Below are 21,091 nucleotides of genomic sequence, written 5' to 3' on the forward strand. Positions count from 1 at the left end.
CGGAGCACTCGTCAGTTCGGTGACGTCCTGGACAGCAGAACCGATGCTCTTGACATCTTTAGCCCTGTAATGGCACATCGTCAAAGAAGGCCAATTCCAAGTCCACTGCCCTATTCCAGAATCGAGTAAGTTGTTCAATACCTGCCTGGCTCGAAGCGCGTTCGAGTTCATCGACCAAGAACTGCACCCAGGTATGAAACTCGTTGCCACGGTGCAGATCTACCCATCCCAAGAATTTATTGGGAAGATGAGCCCCTGATTCTGGGGCATCCGTGCGGGATCCCCAGTCAAGATAGAGCCCCTCAGCCACGACCAGCAGCGTCAACACCGTGGAGTAGTCGTGGGTACTCGCCGCCTCACGCATCAGGGTCTCAAAGGAACGTGTGGGTGTCGACAGCTGGGGATGGGCACGGTCAGCCGCGCAGACTCCAAGCTCGTCGAAAGTAGCCTCAAACCAGCCCGATTCCTCGCTGCAGACCATGCCCAACTGGCGTCCAAAAATAATTTTTGCGTCCACGGTGTCGGCACACACGAGGGCCTCGCCTAATAATTCGAGAAAGGGAACAAAGAATTGGTTGTCCTGAATGATGTAGTGGGCTAGTTGTGCATCACTGAGTTCGCCAGTGAAGAGATTGTTGACAAACCGATGGTTGATTGCTTTGGCCCAGGTCTGGCATCGTCCAGCCGATAGCGCGGCAACACGTCCGCTGGCAGCCACAGCTATGCCTGCAGTAGCGAGAGGGGATGCGGTGGAATCATTCATATCGTCATCGTTGCACTGGCGAGGTGCATTCGCGTCACTGCAGACACTCCGCTAAGCGATCTCGTGACCACCGAAGCCCGGTGGTCACGATGCTGCGAGATCGCTCGTCAGACCCCGGTATGAGGAAGGCCTGTCGGAATTTCACGGTCATTCTCAGAGGTCGCGGCAACCATACCCGCCGCGCCTGGCTGAGACGCGGGGGCCGACGGAAGGTCAGAGACCGTTGACATCGGCGTGAACGCCGAAACCGACGGACGGACCGAAGCCGTCGGCGTGGAGGCCGGGGCCTGCATTGAGAAGCCGACCAAGGCTGGCGAATGGTCTGACGCGCCAAATCGACTGGTGGTGTAGAAATCGGTCACGTTGTAGTTGCGCCGTGAGTACTGCATAGCCACCGACTCAGCCCCGTTGATATCCCAGATACCGGCGCCAGTAACCAGATCGTAGGCCTTGCCATTAGCGAAGATGTGATCCAAGGAGCCAACACGACCGGAGAACTGGTAGCTTGCAGCGTCTGGATCGTATTCCTCGACGACCTCACTAAATCCAGCGTCTTTTATGGCGCGGATCGGATCCTCCATGGCGTAGGCATTGAAATCACCGAGCATGAAGACTGGGTCGTCAGCAAAGGTCTTATTGACCCAACCTGTTAGTGCCCTGGCCTGGGCGAGGCGGCTCGGGTTCGACTTGCCCTGACCGGTACCGTCATCGTCACCGGAGCCTTTGGACTTAAAGTGGTTGACCACCGCCACAAAGGTGCGCTTCGACCCGGCCGGTTGAACGCGCTGCGCCAACGGTTGACGAGCATTCGAAAAGGCCGGGTCAGCCAAGATCTGCGACGCACCGATCGGGCTTACTTTGCCAACCTTGTAGATGAATGCCGAACGAATAACATCTTCATTCGGAGGCACGACGATCGGGCTAGGAACGTAAGCCCACACAGTGGAACCTGCGGCCTTATTGAGGGCGCCAACGAGATTGGCTAGCGACGCGTCGCGCGGTTGGCCGCGATGCCAGGTGATCTGAGCAGAGTTCTCGACCTCTTCAAGGGAGACAACGTCTGCCCCCAGACCGTTAATTGCCGTCACAATCTTCGCCTGTTGATCAGCGAAAGCCTTCGGGGTATATGCGCCGCGAACCAGACACGAGTTAGCTGAAATAGGCGTGCCTTCACGGTCGACATACGGTTTGCAGTTCGGCTCGTCCTGGCCCAGATCGGTGAAATAGCTCAGCACGTTGAAGCTGCCAAGTTTGACATTGCCACCGACAGCCGGCGGGTTCGCTGGACGGTTATTACCGGCCTTGATCGGAGAAAACTTCGAGTCAGAGCCAACAACGTGTCCAATAGGCTGGAAGTTCCATCCGAACCGCTGGTCCATGATGACCGGCGAGGTGAACTCAACGTGAGTGCCAATGCGCATCGGGGTGTCCTGCGACAAATACGGCAACGGGGACTTCTTGGCGTCGGCATCCGTCATGAAGTTCCAGGAAGCGCCGTCGTCGAGGTTGATGTACTTGGCGATATTGGCAGCCTCTACACTTTCGGCATCCTTACCGGGCAGAGCAACCTCGGTGCCTTGGTACAGCGGCTGGTCGCCGCTAGCTAGACCAATCTGACCATATTGATTAAGTCCATAATTATTGGTGATGGTGTAGCCGCTCGTAGGCCTGACGAGCATGCCCTCATAGGCCTCCCGCTCGGCGTCAGTGGCTGGCAAAGTAGCGAGATTCGTGGGCTTCACGGCCACGCAGCCAGACTTACGATCCACCCTCGTGTTACCACCGATTTCGGTAAGGTCATGGTATTCCGTGACGGTGCCCTTGACGGCTACGCAGTCACCGACTTTGACGTTGGACGCCGCCCAGGGTGAGTAGACAAACACCCCGTCGGACGCGTCGGTGGCCTTCTTCGGAATACCTCCGCTACCAGGAGTCTGAATATAGATGCCGTTATATCCGCCCGTAGCGTACGTAGCGGTAACGACGCCCAGAGTCGAGACAGTTTTGTTAACCATTGGACTAGTCGGTCCAACACCCTGAATCTGGGAGATCGGGATCTGTGCCGGGTTCGCAGGAGAGCTCGGGGTCGGCGTCGCAGTGGCGCTCGGCACCGAACCAGACCCAGAGTTCATCGGGGTGGGATCACCGACAGTGAAATCACTGGAGTTATCGTCAGTATCTGTTCCGTCTCGACGCGAGATTGAGGATGTGCTTGACGGAGCCGGAGCAGCGTGAGTCTCGACGGCTGCCGCCGCGCCATACCCGACGAGATCGAGGGTCGCACCCGAGGCGTTATTCAATCGCACCGAGCCTTGAGTCGCGCTCATAGACGCCGTGCAGAGTGCATCTGGAGTTGGTAAAGATGTGTTACCGCCATTGCCTTTGGCCTCTTGAATAAGGAAATACCCGCCAGCCTTGACACTGCCCTGGAGGGTGCACGTATTCGCAACCTTTCCCTGAGCAGTGAGGTATTCCAATGCCCAACCTTGCACGGAAATATCCGAGGAAGTGGGATTCAATAATTCGACGAAATCGTGGGTCCAGGTGGCGCCGGCGTTACCGCCGCCTCCGTAAACCTCATTAATGACAACATGGTCGGCAGCCGCCGCATCGGCATGCACAGGCTCAACCATGCCAAGGATCATGGCCGTACTACATGACGCAGCAGCCAGGCTCGCCAGAACGCGTCTAGACGTTGTAGTCATAGCAATCCCATCTCGAGGAGCATTCGCGCGTCACCTTGCCACGCTCAACATAGCCATAGGAATGCTTGTCACCGACAATTCACCAACCATTCCTATGCTGTGAGCAATAATTTACAGCTCATTCATCGGTGCCGAGCCAGGATTAGAAGATCTTCACCGGCGATACCACATCTGCGACGACGAGGATGAGCCCCATAACGAGCATGAGTGCTCCGATTATCCACGCTACTGGCAGCATCATCGCAGTGTCTGCTGGGCCAGGATCAGGTTTTCCAGCAAGCTTAAACAGGCCTCGCTTACATGCCTCATAAATAGCTCCGGCGATATGCCCGCCGTCCATAGGTGGCAGCGGGACAACATTGAACCAAAACAAGAAAAGGTTGAGTCCACCTAAGAGGCTTGCTCCGGTAGCGATCTTGTCACCCAAGGTCAGCTGGGTGTTACCAGCAACATCCCCGGCTACACGGGATGCTCCAACGATGCTCATCGGGCTATTAGCGTCGCGGGCCTTGCCAGTCGCCATGTCAGTGGCAACATTCCACGTCAAAACGGGGAGCCTGGCCAACGCGCTCAACGACTGCTTTGACATCGTCCACATCTGAGAGACGGTATCGCCAGGTCCAGAATGAACGACGACCGTCGTCGGGCTGACGCCCAAATAACCTGCCTCGATAGTGCGACCCGGATTATTGAGGTCAGGCACCTCGGTGACAAGGGTGTGGGTCGGGGTAAGAATGACAGAATCACCGTGGCGTTCCACCCCCAGACGCACCTCGCCGTCGCCATTGCCACGGATGAACTCCTGGAGTTGGAGCCAAGAATCCACCGGCTGGCCATTAAACGAGACGATGCGGTCGCCCGCTCGAATGCCAGCCTCGGCAGCCGGTGCTCGAGAACATGGGCCACTAGCTTGTCCGGACTGGACACATGGAGTCACTGCTGCGACCGTAGTCGTCTGGACGGGGCGTCCGTGGATACCGAATACCGCCCAAAACAGCAGAAAAGCCAGCATCAGGTTGGTCAGGATTCCGCCGCTCATGATGATGAGCCGCTGCCACACCGGCTTATCGCTAAACAACCGCCCCTGTTCGGCGGCAGTGATGTCCTCAGCCTCGGCAGCGCGCGCCTCATCGGCAAGTTTAGTCAGCCTAGTGGTGCGACTGTGGTGCACGGTGGCGGGGTACATCCCAATAAGGCGCACGTAACCGCCCAGCGGGATCCACTTGAACCCGTACTCCGTCTCCCCACGCGTCGTCGACCATATTTTCGGGCCGAATCCGGCGAAGAACTCGGTGACTTTAACTCCACAGATCTTCGCCGGGATAAAGTGACCACACTCGTGAAGTAGCACCGACACAATGATGAGGCCGAAGAAAACGATCCCAGCCAGCACCTCGACGACAACTGTCACTGGCGAGTCCTCTGAGCGCACAATTCGGCGGCACGACGACGGCCCCAGGCATCGGCGGCCAATACGGCGTCAAGGGTAAGCGATTCGTTACTGACATGTCGGGCGCCAGGGTCGTCGTTCTTGTCACCGCTAAGGTGCTCGTCGATGACTGCGGCAATGGTGTCAGTGATGTCGAGGAAGCCGATGCGTCCATCACAGAAGGCGTCGACGCACGACTCGTTGGCAGCATTGAACACAGCCGGTGCGGTACCGGCAGCGTGACCGGCGCGTCGAGCCAATTCCACGGCTCCGAAGGTTTCGTTGTCGAGGGGTTCAAAGGTCCATTGGGTGGCAGTCGACCAGTCGCAGCCGACAGCCGCGTCAGGGATGCGATCGGGCCAGGATAGCCCCAGTGCGATCGGCAATTTCATGTCAGGTGGCGATGCTTGCGCAATCGTGGCACCATCCCAGAACTCCACCATTGAGTGGACGATGGATTGGGGATGGACGACGACCGTGATGTCGTCGAGATCAACATCGTATAGCAGGGCCGCCTCCAGCAGCTCCAGCCCCTTATTAACAAGCGTTGATGAGTTAATGGTGATGACTCGGCCCATATTCCAGGTGGGGTGCTTCATAGCATCGGCAGCGCTGACGTCAGCCAAGGAAGCACGGTCGCGACCCCGGAAGGGACCTCCCGACGCCGTCAGTATAAGGCGACGCACCTCGCTTCTCCCACCTCCTCGTAAACACTGGGCGAAGGCCGAATGCTCGGAGTCCACGGCAACGATCTGTCCCGGCGCAGCTGCCTCAGTCACGAGTCTGCCACCAATAACCAATGACTCTTTATTCGCTAACGCCAAGGTGGTTCCTGCGGCCAGGGTGGCGAGAGTTGGGCGTAAACCAGCCGCGCCAGTAATGGCATTGCAGACGACATCGGCGGGCATAGCGGCAAGTTTTGTCGAGGCATCCGGGCCGGTAAGAATCACAGGATTGGGCGCGGCAAGGTCCCGCGATGCAGCCTGCACGGTCAAAGCTCGCTGGAGTTCCTCAGTAGTATCCTCACGAGCGATAGCCACGACAGGGATGGAGAAGTCGAGAACCTGCTGGGCTAACACGCCAACGTCTGAACCACCTGCCGATATGCCAACGACCTCAAACTGGTCACGACGCGACGAAATGACCTCCAAGGTTTGCGTTCCGATCGATCCGGTGGAGCCGAGGATGATGACCTTCTTCACCCTGCCAGTGTGTCACGCCGTTCTCAGAAGGACCGATTTGGCGTCGAATAGGTTCGTCGTGCGACCTCCTCACCGAGTTCGAAAGCCCTAGAGTCGACGGCCCTAGAGTAGGAGCATGACCGACAGCGTTCTCGATCTCACCGCAGACTCCCTCGAGCAAGCACACCCACACCGGCTCATCGTCTGCCAGCATGGTCAGGTTGTCGGGCGGCGTCGTTGGGCTCCTTGGAACGCCACCGTCCCAAGTTTGGTGTATTCCTGCTCCAAGACCTTTACCTCGGCCGCCGTCGGCATTGCGGTGGACCGTGGCGCGTTCGGCTATGACGACACCTTGGCAGAACTTTGGCCTGAGGTATGCACTGATCGCACCGGCCCAATTGCGAAAACCATCACCGTCCGCAACGCCCTGTCCATGGCAAGTGGCCACTCCCCGACCCAACTCACCGAGCCCCCATTAGGGATGATGCGAATACCTGATATGGATACCGCACGCATGTGGCTTGCCACGGAGCCTGTCGGTCGTCCCGGAGTCGACTTTGCGTACAACAATCTGGGCACCTGGATGCTGTCGCGGATTGTCCGCAAGCACACTGGAGTCGACGTCGACACCATCGTCACCCGGGAGGTGCTGGAGCCGCTGGGATGCGGGCCACACAGTTGGTCTCGCGACGCCGATGGCATCCCGTTGGGATATAGCGGCATGTATATCGATGCCGAAGACCTGGCCCGTTTTGGTCAGCTGCTGCTTGACGACGGAATCCATGAGGGCACTCGTTTGCTACCCGGGGAATGGATAACCCAGCACCGAACCTGCCACGTCCACACCGATGGCGCAACCGGGCCGCAGTGGGGGCTGGGCTACGGGTGGCAGACCTGGATGTCGAGCCACGGATACCGTCTCGACGGCGCCTTCGGCCAATTTGTTCTCATCGTGCCAGAGGTCGACGCCGTCATTGTCATGACCAATGACGTTGACGAAGCAGGTGGCGACAAGGAGGCCGTTCTCAAGGCGATCTGGAGCCACCTCTTACCGGCTCTGGCCGCGGAACTGCACCCCGAACCCGAGGAAGTGGTGCACACTGTCCCGACTGCGGCAGGACAGTTCGACCCGACACGCCCGGTGCAGGGCATCGTTGAGAACGGCTCACACATCATCGTCGCACCGCGCAGCGACAAGCAGGGCTGGAACTTGTCATGGTATTGGCCGGCTAGCCCCGATCCTGACGACCCCGCCGCCCATCAGGACCTCACCCTCAACGTCACTATTGGTCACAGCGAGTGGCAGATTTCCCACTGCCCTGTCGGCAACGGCTACCTCGATATCGCAGCCAGTGGGGGATGGCACGACGACACCTTCGTCGCCCGGCTATGCGTCATCTGCACCCCGCACGCTCTCACGCTACGGATGACCCCACACGAGACGACAGTCCAGTGGGACGCCCAGCCGCTCGATCCCCGCGGATTGATGGGGCTCGTTCGCCCGGAGCCGCGACGATGAGCACTACCCACGTTGAAATCGAGACGATCGACCAACTGCACGCAGCCGCTCCCGATCTCACCGGTCAGGTAGTCCAGGGAGTCGACCTCAGCGGATGTCGGGATCTCATTCGTCATTGCGATGTCTCTACAACGATCTTCCTGGGCTGCTCGATCCCTGTTCCACTCGCAACCTGGTTACGAGCCAGGGGTGCCCTTATCTTCCCAGCTATCCCCGGCGTCCCATTTGACCCTTATCATCCAGGTGCTTACACGGCGAAAGAGCTGTACAACAGTATCGGCAAGGGTTACGACGCCACTTTAGACGCTGCCATCGACAGATGGCGTCGTGGCTTGGCTACTCCCCCTGGACTGCGCGACACCCTCGCAACGGCTCTGCATGACGACGCCATGACTGACGCCCTCGACGATCTCTTGGCGAACACCGATCCAACAATGAGGGTGGGAGTCATGGGCGGCCACTCTGTCGCCCGCGGCTCCGAAGATTATCGACTAGCAGCCAATCTCGGTAGCGCCCTGGCTGCTACCGGCTATCTCGTCGTGACCGGGCGCGGTCCGGGAGCGATGGAGGCAACCAACCTGGGTGCCGCTTGTCCACCCGATGCGCTCGACGAGTCCCTTTCCCGGTTGCGCGCGGTCGTCGGGATCGCCGACGTCACGGCGTGGGTGCAGGCCGGCCTCGACGTCATGTCCTCGTGGCCGAACGGCCCGGCTCACCGCACCATCGGCATCCCGACGTGGTTCTACGGTCACGAACCGCCAAATGTTTTTGCCACCAGCATCATCAAGTATTTCTCAAATGCGCTGCGCGAAGACATCCTCCTCAACCGTTGTCAAGGCGGAATCATTTACCTTCCTGGTCAAGCCGGAACCGTCCAAGAACTCTTCCAGGCCCTCACCGGCAATTATTACGCCACGAATGAGGACGAGGTGACCCCGCTCATCATGGTGGGCAAGCACTATTGGAGCCACACCGTACCAGCGTGGCCACTGCTGCACAGCATGTCGCGGGATCGACCTCACCACATCCGCCTCGTCGATACCGTCGAGGAAGCCGTGGCGGCGCTCAGACGACACCCATCGCGATGACCGCGTCAGCCACCTTGGTAAACCCGGCGATGTTAGCGCCCATGACATAATCACCTGGGTGTCCATACGCGTCGGCGGTCTCGATGCAGCGGTCGTGAATGTCGGCCATAATCTGCTGCAATTTCGTCTGCGTCGCGTCGAAGTCCCAAGAATCCCGTGCAGCGTTCTGTTGCATTTCGAGGGCAGACGTTGCCACGCCACCCGCATTGGATGCTTTACCTGGAGCGAAAATTACTCCCGCGTTCTGGAAGGAATGCACCGCCTCAGGCGTACAGGGCATGTTGGCACCTTCCGCCACCGCCACCACGCCATTGCGGATGAGAGCAGCGGCAGCCTCCCCGTTGAGCTCGTTCTGGGTAGCGCACGGCAAAGCAATGTCGACCGGAACATCCCAAATTGATCCATCGGAATGGAAGGTAGCTGAGTCGCGTCTGGCGGCGTACTCGCAGATGCGAGCGCGTTCGACTTCCTTAATCTGTTTTAGCAAGGCGACGTCAATACCTTTATCGTCAATGACGTAGCCGCTGGAATCTGAACATGCGATGACGGTCGCCCCGAGGTCCTGGGCCTTCTCAATCGCGTAAATGGCAACGTTTCCCGACCCGGAGACGGTAACTCGCAGGCCGTCCAAAGACTTACCGCTCGTGGCCAGCATCCGCTGGACGAAGAAAACCGTGCCATACCCGGTGGCTTCAGTACGCACCAACGATCCACCCCACGTAAGACCCTTTCCGGTAAGTACACCGGACTCGTGGCGATTGGTAATGCGCTTGTACTGTCCAAAGAGGAATCCAATCTCGCGCCCGCCGACGCCAATATCACCGGCTGGCACGTCGGTGTGTTCACCAAGGTGACGGTAGAGCTCGGTCATGAAGGATTGGCAGAACCGCATAACCTCACCCTCGGTTGCGTTATGAGGATCGAAATCCGATCCACCCTTCGCGCCACCAATCGGCATACCGGTCAACGCATTCTTGAAAATCTGCTCAAACCCCAGGAACTTAATCGTTCCTAGATACACCGAGGGGTGGAATCGCAAACCACCTTTATATGGGCCCAATACCGACGAGTATTCCACTCGGAAGCCACGGTTGATACGCACCTTGTCTTCGTCATCCACCCATGGCACTCGGAAAATAATTTGACGTTCCGGTTCGCAGATGCGCGACAAGACGGCCGCTTCGACGTACTGCGGGTTCTTCTTGAGTACCGGACCGAGAGATTCAAAAATCTCCCGCACCGCCTGGTGGAACTCGGCCTCCCCCGGGTTGCGACGCAACACGGCCTCATAGGCTTTTTCGAGCTGGCTATCCATATGGTGACCCCCTAAATTATTCGTCTGACTGATTGTGACACTTAAGCCACATCGGGAGTGCCACTGGGGCCGCCGTTAGCCTTTACTGACCGAGCCCCGCAGACCGTCCTACAGCCGCCAACTGACCACAAGCACCGTCGATCTCAGAGCCTCGGGTATCCCGCACTGTCACAGGAATCTTCCAACGCTCTAGCGTTTCAACGAAGGCGTCTTGGTCTTCGGAACGCGAAGCCGTCCAGCGAGAACCGGGCGTCGGGTTGAGAGGAATGAGGTTGACGTGGGCCCATGTCCAATCCCCCCGGCGACGGATCTGACGGGCCAGCACTGCGGCACGGTCGGCCTGATCATTGATGTCCTTCATAAGGGCATACTCAATAGAGACGCGCCGCTTTGTCTTTTCGGCGTAATGCCAGGCGGCGTCAAGCAACTCATCGACTTTCCAGCGCCGGTTAACTGGGATGAGCTCGTCACGAAGCTCGTCGTCAGGAGCATGAAGGGAAATGGCGAGAGTCACCGGAATCCCCTCCTCGGTGAGAGCCTTGATGCGCGGCACCAAGCCAACCGTCGAGACAGTCAGGGCGCGAGCGCTCATCCCGACCCCTGCCGGGCCATCAGCAGTCAAGGTACGGATGGCAGTAAGCACCGAACGGTAATTGGCCATAGGCTCACCCATGCCCATAAAAACAACGTTGTGGACGCGCCCCGACGCTCCAGGAACTTCTCCCGCCGCAATAAGGCGATTAGCCGCCAACACTTGGCTCACAATTTCGGCGGTAGACATATTGCGTTGAATACCACCCTGGCCAGTGGCACAAAATGGGCAGGCCATTCCACAACCAGCCTGCGACGACAAGCACAAAGTAGTGCGAGCGGCGGAATGGCGAGTAGCCGGGTAGTACATGAGCACTGACTCCACTAATGCACCACCATGCAACCGCCAGAGAGTCTTGACCGTCGTGCCGTTATCACACGACTGCCGAGAGACCTCAGTTAACAAAACCGGAAACCAGGCGTCGGCGATGTCCTGCCGGGCGGCTTTGGGTAAGTCAGTCCACTGAGTCGGGTCGACTTCCCACCGCTCAAAGACGTGCGCGGAGATCTGCCGCGCCCGGAAGGCTGGCAGGCCGAGATCTTTAACGGCCTGCTCCCTTTCCTCGACGCTCAAGTCGATCCAGTGACGGGGAGGCTTCGCACGGCTGGGGGTATTGACGACGACTGGCATCTGCCTGCCCGGCTCGGCGAGCGGTGTGGCGGGCAAGACGAGGCCTGACGGGCTGACGGAACTTCCGGTCGATGACTTCACACTCCCATTATTGCCGAATGTCGCCGCCACGAACTGACCACGCGAACCGACCCGCGTAGCGGTTTCGTCGCGACGATCAGTCCTGCAGTATCAGGCCGGATCACCAGGCAGGAGAACGCGGGATCCCTCACCCAAGACGATCCGAGATTCGCCACCGCGGTGAGCGCAAACACGGCGGATACAGCATGGCCCCTGACGTCGGCACGACGGTCACAGCACAACGGACATGACCAGCCACGCAAAAGGTGCCGAGAATAGCACGGAATCGAGCCGATCCATCACCCCACCGTGGCCAGGCAGGAAATTCGACATGTCCTTAATACCGGCGTCGCGCTTAATCATCGACTCGACAAGGTCCCCCGCCGTGCCGGTAAACGCTAAAACAACACCAAGGACAATCCCGGCCCACCATGATGCCGACAGCAATCCCGCCAGACAGGCACATCCTATGAGAGCTGCAGTCACAACCGACCCAGCGAAACCCTCCCAGCTTTTCTTAGGGCTAATCCGCGGGGCCATTTTGTGTTTGCCGAAAAGAACCCCTACGGCGTATCCGCCAGTATCGGATGCGACGACACACAATATCCAGGTGGCAATGCGGCGACTCCCACCATCATCGCCCATCATGAGGGACACAAAACAGCCTAGTAGGGGCAAATATGCGATCGTGAAAAGGCTGGCAGCGACATCCTTGACGAAACCATCCGAACCGCGCGGTAATCGCCACGCTATCGCAGCGACTGTCGTCGCCCCTAGTGACGCCACGAGAAAGGTGTTGGGCAGGATGCGAAGGTTCAGAGTCGAAGCCGCATACGCCCCAATCACCATCACTGCGGTGCCAACGCAAATCGGCACAATAGCGGAGCTCATTCCTAGCCGGCCCATCGCCCGGTGAAGCTCGATCGCCCCGGCTAGGAGGGCCAAGGTCATCAATAACACGAAGCCCCAATGCCACCACCCAACGGTGCCAATAACTGCGCCACAAAGGATGACGCCCGTCGTGATGGCAGCAGGAAGATCACGGCCTGCACGCGGGGTCCGTGCGGCCGTGCTCTTCTTCTGGGACTCATCCACCTCGAATCTGCTCAGATCTCGAGGAGTTCGCTCTCCTTGGCTTTCAGCAGCTCGTCAATCTGCTCAACATACTTGCGAGTGACCTGATCGAGTTCCTTCTCTAGACGAGTCATGTCGTCCTCGGAGATCTCCTTGTCCTTCTCCTGCTTCTTGACGACGTCGTTGCTAGCCCGACGGACGTTCCGTACCGCGATACGCCCCTCCTCAGCCTTCGTCTTAGCCATCTTGATGTACTCTTTGCGGCGCTCCTCGGTCAAGGCCGGGAGGACGCAACGCACAACGTTGCCGTCATTAGACGGGTTAACTCCGAGGTCGGAATCCCGAATGGCTTTCTCGACGTCGTTGACGCAGCTCTTATCAAATGGCGCAATGAGAACGGTACGAGCCTCCGGAACCTGGAAGCTGGCGAGCTGCTGCAACGGGGTTGGGGTGCCGTAGTACTCAACCATGAGCTTGTTAAACATGGCAGGGTTAGCGCGCCCGGTGCGAATAGCTGCAAACTCCTCGCGGGCATGGTCGACCGCTGACCCCATCTTCTTCTCGGCGTCCTTGATGATGTCGCTCACTATGTTGTCCTTCCTGGGTATGTCTCGATGGTTCAGCGATGGACGGTGGTGCCGATATCCTCACCATTGACGACGCGGCCAATATTGCCTGGCACCTCGAGGTTGAAGAAGACCATCGTCAGGTCATTATCCCTGGCCATGGCCACGGCAGTGGCATCGGCGACCTTGAGATCACGCGACAAGAACTCATCGTAGGTCAGTTCATCAAACTTATGGGCATGGGCGTTCGTCTTGGGGTCGCAGTCGTAGACGCCGTCAACACCTTGCTTACCCATGAGGAGTGCCTCAGCGCCAATTTCCAGGGCTCGCTGGGCAGCAACAGTGTCCGTGGAGAAGTACGGCATTCCGGACCCAGCACCGAATATGACGACTCGCCCTTTCTCCATGTGCCGCTCGGCTTTGCGAGGGATATAGGGCTCGGCCACCTGCCCCATCGTGATGGCAGTCTGAACACGAGTATCGACGCCAGCCTTCTCACAGAAATCCTGCAAGGCAAGGCAGTTCATGACAGTGCCGAGCATGCCCATATAGTCGGCGCGATCACGCTGCATGCCGCGCTGCTGGAGTTCGGCCCCTCGAAAGAAGTTCCCTCCGCCGACAACAACGGCCACCTGAACTCCGCTATTGGCTATCTCAGCGATCTCACGGGCCTTGGCGGACACGACATCGGCGTCGACCCCGATTCCTCCCCCTCCGAAAACCTCACCGGACAGCTTGAGAAGGACACGGTTGTAGCGCTCTGGCATCATCTCTCCTGGTCGCCGATCATTGACGCGGGATGCGTCACCCCAGCTTAGCCTGACGACGACTACCATCGCAGTTCGCCATGGCCGTCACTGGCCTTCATCTCAGAAATACACGAGCGGCCCCACCATAGTTGGCGGGGCCGCTCGTGATCACAACGTCGTCATCTCGCGACGAGATCACTCTCCAGCAGAAAAGCGAACGAAACGTTTGATCGTCACACCAGAAGCTTCAAGGGTCTGGGCGACGGTTTTCTTGTCATCGGAAACGGCAGGTTGATCCAGCAGACAATTCTCCTTGAAGAAACCACCCAGACGACCCTCGACGATGCGGTCGATGATCTTCTCAGGCTTGCCCTCCTCGCGGGCGATGTCAGCAGCAACGGTGCGCTCATGCTCAACGATGTCAGCGGGGACCTCGTCACGGGACAGCCAGCGCGGGCTCATAGCCGCGATCTGCAAGCAGACTCCGTGGACAGCCTCAGCGTTGTCACCCTCATACTCGACCATGACGCCGACCTGCGGGGGCAGATCCTGGGACCGACGGTGCAAGTAGACGTGCGCGTGACCGTCAAAGTGAGCGGCGTTGGCGAGCTCAATTTTCTCACCAATCTTGGCAGCGAGGCTACCGAGTTTGTCACTAACGGTCGTGCCGTCAGCCAAGGGGGCGGCGTTAGCAGCCTCTTTGGAGTCAGCCCCAGCCTTCTCGACGGCCTCGGCAATCTCTTGAGCGGCAGCAATGAACTCGTCATTCTTGGCGACGAAGTCGGTCTCGGAGCCGATGTGTACCAGGGAAGATCCAGCGGAAGCAACCAGGCCGTTGCTGGCCTCGCGATCAGATCGCTTAGCAGCCTTAGCAGCGCCGGACACACGCAGGATGTCAACAGCCTTGTCGAAATCGCCATCGGCCTCGGTAAGGGCCTTCTTGGCGTCCATCATGCCGGCGCCGGTGGCGTCGCGCAGCTTCTTGACCTCAGCAGCAGTGATAGCCATAGATATCTCAGTCCTGTCTAGACGTGGGCGAACTTCAGTTGGACTTCTCGGCCTCGGAGGCCTCGTCAGCCTTCTTGGCCTCAGCCTTCGGCTTCTCAGCCTTGGCCTCAATCTTGTCGTCAGCCTTGGCGTCACCGCTCTCAAGGAGCTCGCGCTCCCAATCAGGCATCGGCTCAGCCTCGGCGGTCTGCTCACCGGACTTACCAGCCGAGCGAGCCATAAGCCCTTCGGCGGCGGCGTCAGCGACGATACGGGTTAGCAGAGACACCGAACGAATAGCGTCATCGTTGCCCGGGATAGCGTAGTCGACCTCGTCGGGATCACAGTTAGTGTCAAGGATGGCGACGACCGGAATCTTGAGCTTGCGAGCCTCGTCGATAGCGAGGTGCTCCTTCTTCGTGTCGACGACCCACACAGCCTGTGGAACCTTCGGCATGTCGCGGATACCGCCGAGGTCCTTCTCCAGCTTGTCCTTCTCACGGGAAAGCATGAGCAGCTCTTTCTTCGTGAGACCGGAGCCAGAAACCTTGTCGAAGTCCATAGCCTCGAGCTCCTTGAGCCGGGCAATACGCTTCGAGATGGTCTGGAAATTGGTGAGCATCCCACCAAGCCAACGCTGGTTGACATAAGGCATACCAACACGGGTGGCCTGCTCAACAATGGACTCTTGGGCCTGCTTTTTGGTGCCGACGAAAAGAATCTGGCCGCCCTTGGCGACGGTCTCCTTGACGAAGGTGTACGCCTTGTCGATGTAGGTCAGCGACTGATGCAAGTCGATAATGTAGATACCGTTGCGCTCGGTGAAGATGAAGCGCTTCATCTTCGGGTTCCAGCGACGGGTCTGGTGTCCGAAATGGACGCCGCTCTCGAGGAGCTGGCGAGTGGTGACGACGGCCATGCCGTGTCCTTCCCTCTCTGGGCACATCACACAGATGTGCCAAACGGTTGAGCGGTGACGCGGGATTGCGTCACCTCCTGATGCACCACCGTTCGCCCACCTGCGATAGCAGGACCGTGGACGCCCGGTCATCCATGACGTCGATGCATGCGAAGTCAGTCCGAAAAGACTGCATGGCCAGTTTATGACGTCGACTAAGGATTGGGCTAATTCGCGGCGACGCACTCCGTGAAACCAATGATGCTGGGTGATCGATACCGCCCCCAGCATCACCGCCGCGTTGCGGGCACCAAGCACCCGCCGTCAACAGCCTGTGTTGGGCATCGTGCGAGGGCGCTTCTTCACCGCAGTGTCACGCCACTGCGAACCTGTCGCCGACGGCGAACCCCCCGTAGCTGCTGTGTCGGCAGTCAAGATAGGAGTACGTGACGTCTCAGCAGACGTGCCCGTCGGCGTAGGTACTCCAGACGCAGGAGGGGCGACAACGGACTCCACGATAACCTCTTGACTAGCGGTGTTTCCGTACAAATCAGTTGCCTCGACGACGATCCTCTGTGTCCCAGAAGCGGTTGGACTACCCGATAACGTCCCGCTGAGAGGAGTCAGCCCATCACCAGACATGTCGCTACGCCACATCAGTCCCCTAGGTAGGGAGCCACGAATACGCCACGACAATGGCGCCGCCCCACGTGCCGTGATAGTCACCGGGTCAATGGCGTGCCCTGTAGTGACTCTCTGGGTGGCCTTTCCCCTCACTGTGAACGACGGCTTAGTAGTTGGCAACACCAGATCGTTACCCTTGATAGCGAACTTCTGAACTGTCGTGTTCCCGGCATAGTCGACGACAGTCGTCACGAGAGTTCCGTCGGCTGCAGGAAAACGATGAAAAGCCGTCGGATCGTCGGTGGTAGGACTGGCTCCCCAGCCACCGCGCACTGAACCTCCACGACGAATCTTGCTGATCTGGGACGATTTACCGTCCGCCCCCTGCCACGCCAAATCAAGTTGATACCAGTCGGGTGACGTGAGATTGCGCATATGAAACCCTGAACGGTCTTTTTGAATAACGATATCGTCGAGAGTCACCGGAGCAGCCCATGAATCGTGAGTCCGGCCTCTATACGACAGCCCTTGGCCGTCACCCGACCTGATCGTCAGGTCGTAGGGATACCCCTCGCGCACAGGAACCGGCACCGTAGCTGATCCCTTGGAGCAGGGAACTTGCAGGCTATATGGCTGGTTATCAATATCCCGAGGTGATATATCAACAAGGTTAACGTGAATGCGACATACTCCGGTAAGTCCCTTCGTGTCCCACGACACATTAAGATTGCCCGGATCAGCCGCTTCGGTGAGCAGTTTCGAGGCCGATGCAGATTCAGCCACCTTGACATGACGCGGCTGAGCCGAATAGTCAAAGACGACTCTCGTAGGCTTCGACACTTGGCCATCGTGACCGACAGCACGCACTGCAAAGGTGACCTTTCCGCTAGTGTCAGGGACATTCTTGACGTAGGCCAGATCGGTATATCCCGATGTCAGGTGGACGGTCTTGCCATCGGAACCAGTAGCGTCCACAACATACTCAGACACCTCCCCGAAGGGTTTGATCCGCCATGACACAACGGCCTGCCCGTCGTCATACACCTTGTCTAGTGTGACCTGACTAGGAGCTTCTGGCGCCTTGAGACCGTCACGTACTGACATCGAACCGATGTTCATCTGATAGCGAGATGCGGGGTCAAACTGAAGACCGATGGTGGTGATAGTGCGCCCTGCAAACCGCCTTAAATCAAGGGTGGACGTGTGCCAGCCTCCACGGGTAGCGCTCTGTGGCACTGTGACGGTGACGACCTGTCCGGGGTGATCCGCGAAGACGAGAGCAATCCTCATCGCCCCTCCACTCGTCGAACTTTTGCGGAAGGTAATTGGCATCGTAGTGTCGCCGCGCACCGCGAGGCGAGTTTTGAACAGCCTCAGTGTTGTTTGCCGATTTATGTCACCGTAAACGACGAGGGATGAGCCTCCTCTCCATCCCCCAACTTGTTGGTAGGGGGTCTTCATCGAGATACCGTTGACGCTTTTACGCTGTTCGGTTGGGCCGTAATCGAAATCAACAGATGGCCGGGAACCCTTAGTATCAATCCACCACTGCCAACTCGGCAGGATTGACTGGGCATCCATGTTGGTCCATGAGCGCGGGTTAGAGACCTCGCCATCTTGATACCACTGCATGCCGTGACCGGTATTGAAATCCGTGTGAAATCGTGACCCTGAAATGACCGATCTGGCCGGAGTAAAATCGGCAACTCCAACCCATGAGGAGGAGTCCTTGACACCAACCTCAGGCCGAGAATTCCCTGGGTGTGACCCGGTGTCCTGCGGATTAGACGTAACTCCCGAGAAGTACATCCGCTCACGCTCGGAAACCATCCATTGATAAGGGTCCCGCTGGAATAGAGGAATTGAATTATTGATATTCTTAGGTCTGATGTCATCCGCCAGTCCGCGCTGGTACATATCACTCGGGGTAAAGAGGGCAACCGACGCCTTTGGACTGTGATCCTTGACAGATTTATAGAGGCTTGGGAGCTGAGATGCTGACGGATGTTCCCCATCAAACCGAGCTTGATTAGCTTCAATTCCGAAAAAGAGCGATTTATGCGGATCATATCCACTAGCTTTAGCGGTGGCGACCGACTGATTCTGAGAACCTGGCCATGTATAATTCAGGAAAACTGAGTCCATGATCTTACCATGATCGAGGAGATTCGATTTCTCCACCGAGAAGTTACCCGAAGAGTTCGTGTACCACTGTGTGTATAGACCCTTGGAAGTAAGGTAACTCATGAAAGGTTTGAATCGAGGATCTCGAAGGTTCCCTTCTTCCTCATTAAGAAAGTACCCATCGAAGCCAAAGTAACGCGCCATTTCTACTAATTTCTCTGCAATAATATAACCTTCCGAATTCTTACCTTTATCAAAGGCTTCAGTAAAGGTAAGACCCGGACGGAAAGCCGGGTCGAAATAGATCGTCCCAATGGACTTCACACCGTTACGATGGGCAGCATTAGTGTATGCAGCATTCGGAATATCGACGATTCCAAACTCGAAATTACGGGTGCGCCAATCACTCCTGGCAGGATCATATAATACCTCCGGAGTCCGGGCAGTCGCAGAGCCATGCCAGGGGCTCCAGTAGTCCGTATACTGCCAGAAGTTAAGGACATTGTTAGCGAATCCCTCGTTGGCACGAAAATTCCCGAAAAAGGAGTTGCCATAATCACCCTGCATAAGCATAACCTCAGCCTTTCCGTCAAGGTTACGGCGAATTTGAGTGTCAGGATCATGGGCAATGCGCGGCTGCAGCGGAACCTGAGCTCGCAGGTAGGACGCGTATGGGTCAGTCTGTGGACTCCAGGTGCGGATGTCTTGCAGACGGTGGTCGGCATTTCGGGGCTGGGCAGACGCTAACGCTCGATCCCCCACCGGGGCGATGCTGTCGTCGGCTTGCGCGGTCGACCCGAAGCCAATAATCCCTCCGAATCCAACGATGATGGCCAGCCCAGCAGTGAATAGTCGCTTCATGACGGTCCTTTCAGCGGTGAAAGTAACACTAAACTAAATCGTATTAGTATGCTGCGTCAAGGATCTGCCAAGACCCGAGTAGCATGTCGGCGAACGGACTTCGTCGCCTCATGCAGTGGCGCGGCTAAATCACGTCCGATCCACGTCACGCGAACCAAGCCGTCTGCTTCCTCTACCTACTCGTCCGCTGATCGCCGTCGATCTACTCATGCCTCCGCGTGTCCACCTACCATGACCGCAATCACACGCCACAGTGGGTGTGATGACGAGAGACTCCTCCCCACCGCGACGTGGCAACGCGCGTCTACCCGCGTCACTGATCGTGCCCGTTGAGGACTTCTGCGATCACCTCTCGGCGATCCGGCGCTCACCCAACACGATCCGCGGGTATCGAGCCGATCTCATAGACCTCATGGAGCACGCCCACTCCCACGGCAACGATGCCCTCAGCAAGATCGGTACATCTCAGGTGCGAGGTTGGTTGGCCGACACCCGGCTTGCTGGCGCCTCACCCGCTACCATGCAGCGCCACTGGTCAGCTGCGCGAGTGTTTTTTCGCTGGGCAGCCAATGAGGGGCTCATTCGCTCTGATCCGACAGCGGGCCTGGCTTCGGCAAAAACACCCAAACGCCTGCCCGCGACACTCGGCGTCGATCAGGCTCGTCATATCCTCGATGAGGCGGTCGCCCAGGCTCGCAGCGATGAATCCCCCCAAGGCGCTCGCGACGCCGCCATCCTCGAAGTGCTCTACGGTGGCGGGCTGCGGGTAGGCGAGCTGTGTAGTCTCGACCTGGACGACGTCGACCGGTCTCGTCAAACTGTGACAGTTACGGGAAAGGGAGATAAGCAACGCACCGTACCCTTGGGGGCACCTGCGCTGCGTGCCATCGACATGTGGCTGCCTCGCCGTGAGGAATGGGTGGGACCAGGCTCCGGGCGGGCACTATTTTTGGGAGCGCGGGGCGGTCGAATCGACCAGCGCGTCGTTCGACGCGTCGTCCACGCCCACTTGCGTGCTGAGCCAGACTCCCCTGATCTTGGCCCTCATGGGTTACGCCACGCCATGGCAACTCATCTCTTGGAGGGCGGGGCAGACCTGCGCACCGTCCAGGACATATTAGGCCATGAGTCCTTAGCCACTACGCAGATTTACACCCACGTCTCCACAGAACGGCTGCGTACCGCTTTTCGTCAAGCCCATCCCCGCGCTTGAGCCATCTGAAATGACGTCGGCAATCACGTCGTCAACGGCTGCCGCGAACTCCTTTCCAGCTCCACGCCATGGAGGCATCACAGAGCCTGGTCTCTTCCCGCTGCTTCCCGGCAAGGTTACCGGCCGCATGAGTGGCCTTCGCCCCGACGTTGAGTGTGGCCGATCCTTCAAAGGCAACAGCCTCACCTGACGTTGCAGCAACGTCATGGGATTCTGATACTCATCGCCCTTCTTCAGCCCCCAGTGCAAGCAAATACGGGTGCATGGTGGCCCCATCCCGACAACCCCGATCACCTGACCAGGCACCACTACCTGGCCGACGGCAACGCTGGGCACAACAGGCATATGTGTTGTGCGACGACCGTCGGGAAGCATGACGCTCACCACCCCGGCTCCAGCAACTTGGCCAGCGAACACGACTACTCCAGCCGTCACAGTTGTCACTGGTTCTCCCACGGTTGCCGCGAACTCGATTCCCCTGCTACCAGGCAGCCATCTTTCGACGGGTGGAGCAAACCCCTTAATGACAGGGCCTGGAACCGGCGGGGTTGGACGATTCGTCACACTTCGCGCCGGAGGGGCGGCAACACTACGACTGGGCGCGGGCAAGACGAGCAAGCAGGTTCCCACCACGATAATTAATAGGCTGATGCAGGCAGATCTCCTCATACCTTCAGTTGTCGTCAGAAGTCATGATTTCCGCCAACAAATTC

At 58.3% G+C, this 21,091-nt stretch carries 16 protein-coding genes; 3 read left to right on the forward strand and 13 right to left on the reverse strand.

Features of this window, described 5'->3' with window-relative positions:
• Positions 1 to 58 precede the first annotated feature (58 nt).
• From FYJ43_RS10620 to dxr, 4 genes are all read right to left on the reverse strand, one after another.
• A complete protein-coding gene (locus FYJ43_RS10620; RefSeq protein WP_154564686.1) occupies positions 59 to 763 on the reverse strand; it encodes a TenA family protein in 705 nt (234 codons plus the stop codon).
• Positions 764 to 870: 107 nt separating this feature from the next.
• Positions 871 to 3,468: an ExeM/NucH family extracellular endonuclease gene (locus tag FYJ43_RS10625; protein ID WP_154564688.1), complete on the reverse strand. Its 2,598-nt coding sequence runs from the start codon at positions 3,466 to 3,468 to the stop codon at positions 871 to 873.
• A gap of 142 nt (positions 3,469 to 3,610) precedes the next feature.
• Positions 3,611 to 4,879 carry a M50 family metallopeptidase gene (locus tag FYJ43_RS10630; RefSeq protein ID WP_326833588.1) on the reverse strand — a complete coding sequence of 423 codons (1,269 nt, stop codon included), beginning with the start codon at positions 4,877 to 4,879 and terminating at the stop codon, positions 3,611 to 3,613.
• Positions 4,876 to 6,099, reverse strand: coding sequence for a 1-deoxy-D-xylulose-5-phosphate reductoisomerase (gene dxr, locus FYJ43_RS10635; RefSeq protein ID WP_326833589.1), 1,224 nt, complete (start codon positions 6,097 to 6,099; stop codon positions 4,876 to 4,878). The genes FYJ43_RS10630 and dxr overlap by 4 nt, the downstream gene beginning before the upstream one ends.
• Positions 6,100 to 6,214: 115 nt before the next feature.
• Here dxr and FYJ43_RS10640 point away from each other — a divergent pair, with 115 nt between their 5' ends.
• Both FYJ43_RS10640 and FYJ43_RS10645 read left to right on the forward strand, forming a co-directional pair.
• A complete protein-coding gene (locus tag FYJ43_RS10640) occupies positions 6,215 to 7,597 on the forward strand; it encodes a serine hydrolase domain-containing protein (RefSeq protein WP_154564692.1) in 1,383 nt (460 codons plus the stop codon).
• Positions 7,594 to 8,685 carry an LOG family protein gene (locus FYJ43_RS10645; RefSeq protein ID WP_154564694.1) on the forward strand — a complete coding sequence of 364 codons (1,092 nt, stop codon included), beginning with the start codon at positions 7,594 to 7,596 and terminating at the stop codon, positions 8,683 to 8,685. The genes FYJ43_RS10640 and FYJ43_RS10645 overlap by 4 nt, the downstream gene beginning before the upstream one ends.
• On the opposite strand, the gene gdhA is transcribed toward FYJ43_RS10645, so the two are convergent.
• The 8 genes from gdhA to FYJ43_RS10685 form a co-directional block, all read right to left on the reverse strand.
• Positions 8,663 to 10,000: an NADP-specific glutamate dehydrogenase gene (gene gdhA, locus FYJ43_RS10650; RefSeq protein ID WP_154564696.1), complete on the reverse strand. Its 1,338-nt coding sequence runs from the start codon at positions 9,998 to 10,000 to the stop codon at positions 8,663 to 8,665. The two genes, FYJ43_RS10645 and gdhA, sit on opposite strands and share 23 nt — an antisense overlap.
• 82 nt (positions 10,001 to 10,082) lie before the next feature.
• Positions 10,083 to 11,303 carry a 23S rRNA (adenine(2503)-C(2))-methyltransferase RlmN gene (gene rlmN / locus FYJ43_RS10655; RefSeq protein WP_326833590.1) on the reverse strand — a complete coding sequence of 407 codons (1,221 nt, stop codon included), beginning with the start codon at positions 11,301 to 11,303 and terminating at the stop codon, positions 10,083 to 10,085.
• Positions 11,304 to 11,513: 210 nt separating this feature from the next.
• Complete coding sequence (locus tag FYJ43_RS10660) at positions 11,514 to 12,377, reverse strand: phosphatidate cytidylyltransferase (protein ID WP_326833591.1); 864 nt, start codon at positions 12,375 to 12,377, stop codon at positions 11,514 to 11,516.
• Positions 12,378 to 12,388: 11 nt separating this feature from the next.
• Positions 12,389 to 12,943 (reverse strand): ribosome recycling factor, encoded by a 555-nt coding sequence (frr, locus tag FYJ43_RS10665; RefSeq protein ID WP_326833592.1) that lies wholly within the window; start codon positions 12,941 to 12,943, stop codon positions 12,389 to 12,391.
• 32 nt (positions 12,944 to 12,975) lie between these two features.
• Positions 12,976 to 13,692 carry a UMP kinase gene (pyrH, locus tag FYJ43_RS10670; RefSeq protein ID WP_154564700.1) on the reverse strand — a complete coding sequence of 239 codons (717 nt, stop codon included), beginning with the start codon at positions 13,690 to 13,692 and terminating at the stop codon, positions 12,976 to 12,978.
• A gap of 174 nt (positions 13,693 to 13,866) precedes the next feature.
• On the reverse strand, positions 13,867 to 14,679 hold the full coding sequence (gene tsf / locus FYJ43_RS10675) for a translation elongation factor Ts (RefSeq protein ID WP_154564702.1): 813 nt from the start codon (positions 14,677 to 14,679) through the stop codon (positions 13,867 to 13,869).
• Between the two features lie 34 nt (positions 14,680 to 14,713).
• Positions 14,714 to 15,577: a 30S ribosomal protein S2 gene (gene rpsB, locus FYJ43_RS10680; protein ID WP_154564704.1), complete on the reverse strand. Its 864-nt coding sequence runs from the start codon at positions 15,575 to 15,577 to the stop codon at positions 14,714 to 14,716.
• Between the two features lie 303 nt (positions 15,578 to 15,880).
• Positions 15,881 to 19,165, reverse strand: a complete 3,285-nt coding sequence (locus tag FYJ43_RS10685; RefSeq protein ID WP_154564706.1) for an endo-beta-N-acetylglucosaminidase — start codon at positions 19,163 to 19,165, stop codon at positions 15,881 to 15,883.
• A 262-nt stretch (positions 19,166 to 19,427) separates the two neighbouring features.
• On the opposite strand from FYJ43_RS10685, the gene FYJ43_RS10690 reads away from it, so the two are divergent.
• Positions 19,428 to 20,378, forward strand: a complete 951-nt coding sequence (locus FYJ43_RS10690) for a tyrosine recombinase XerC (protein ID WP_154564708.1) — start codon at positions 19,428 to 19,430, stop codon at positions 20,376 to 20,378.
• Here the strand turns inward: FYJ43_RS10690 and FYJ43_RS10695 are convergent.
• A complete protein-coding gene (locus FYJ43_RS10695) occupies positions 20,298 to 21,047 on the reverse strand; it encodes a peptidoglycan DD-metalloendopeptidase family protein (RefSeq protein ID WP_154564710.1) in 750 nt (249 codons plus the stop codon). The genes FYJ43_RS10690 and FYJ43_RS10695 overlap by 81 nt on opposite strands.
• Positions 21,048 to 21,091: the final 44 nt, after the last annotated feature.

Source organism: Cutibacterium porci, from assembly GCF_009696315.1.
Classification (GTDB): Bacteria; Actinomycetota; Actinomycetes; order Propionibacteriales; family Propionibacteriaceae; genus Cutibacterium; species Cutibacterium porci.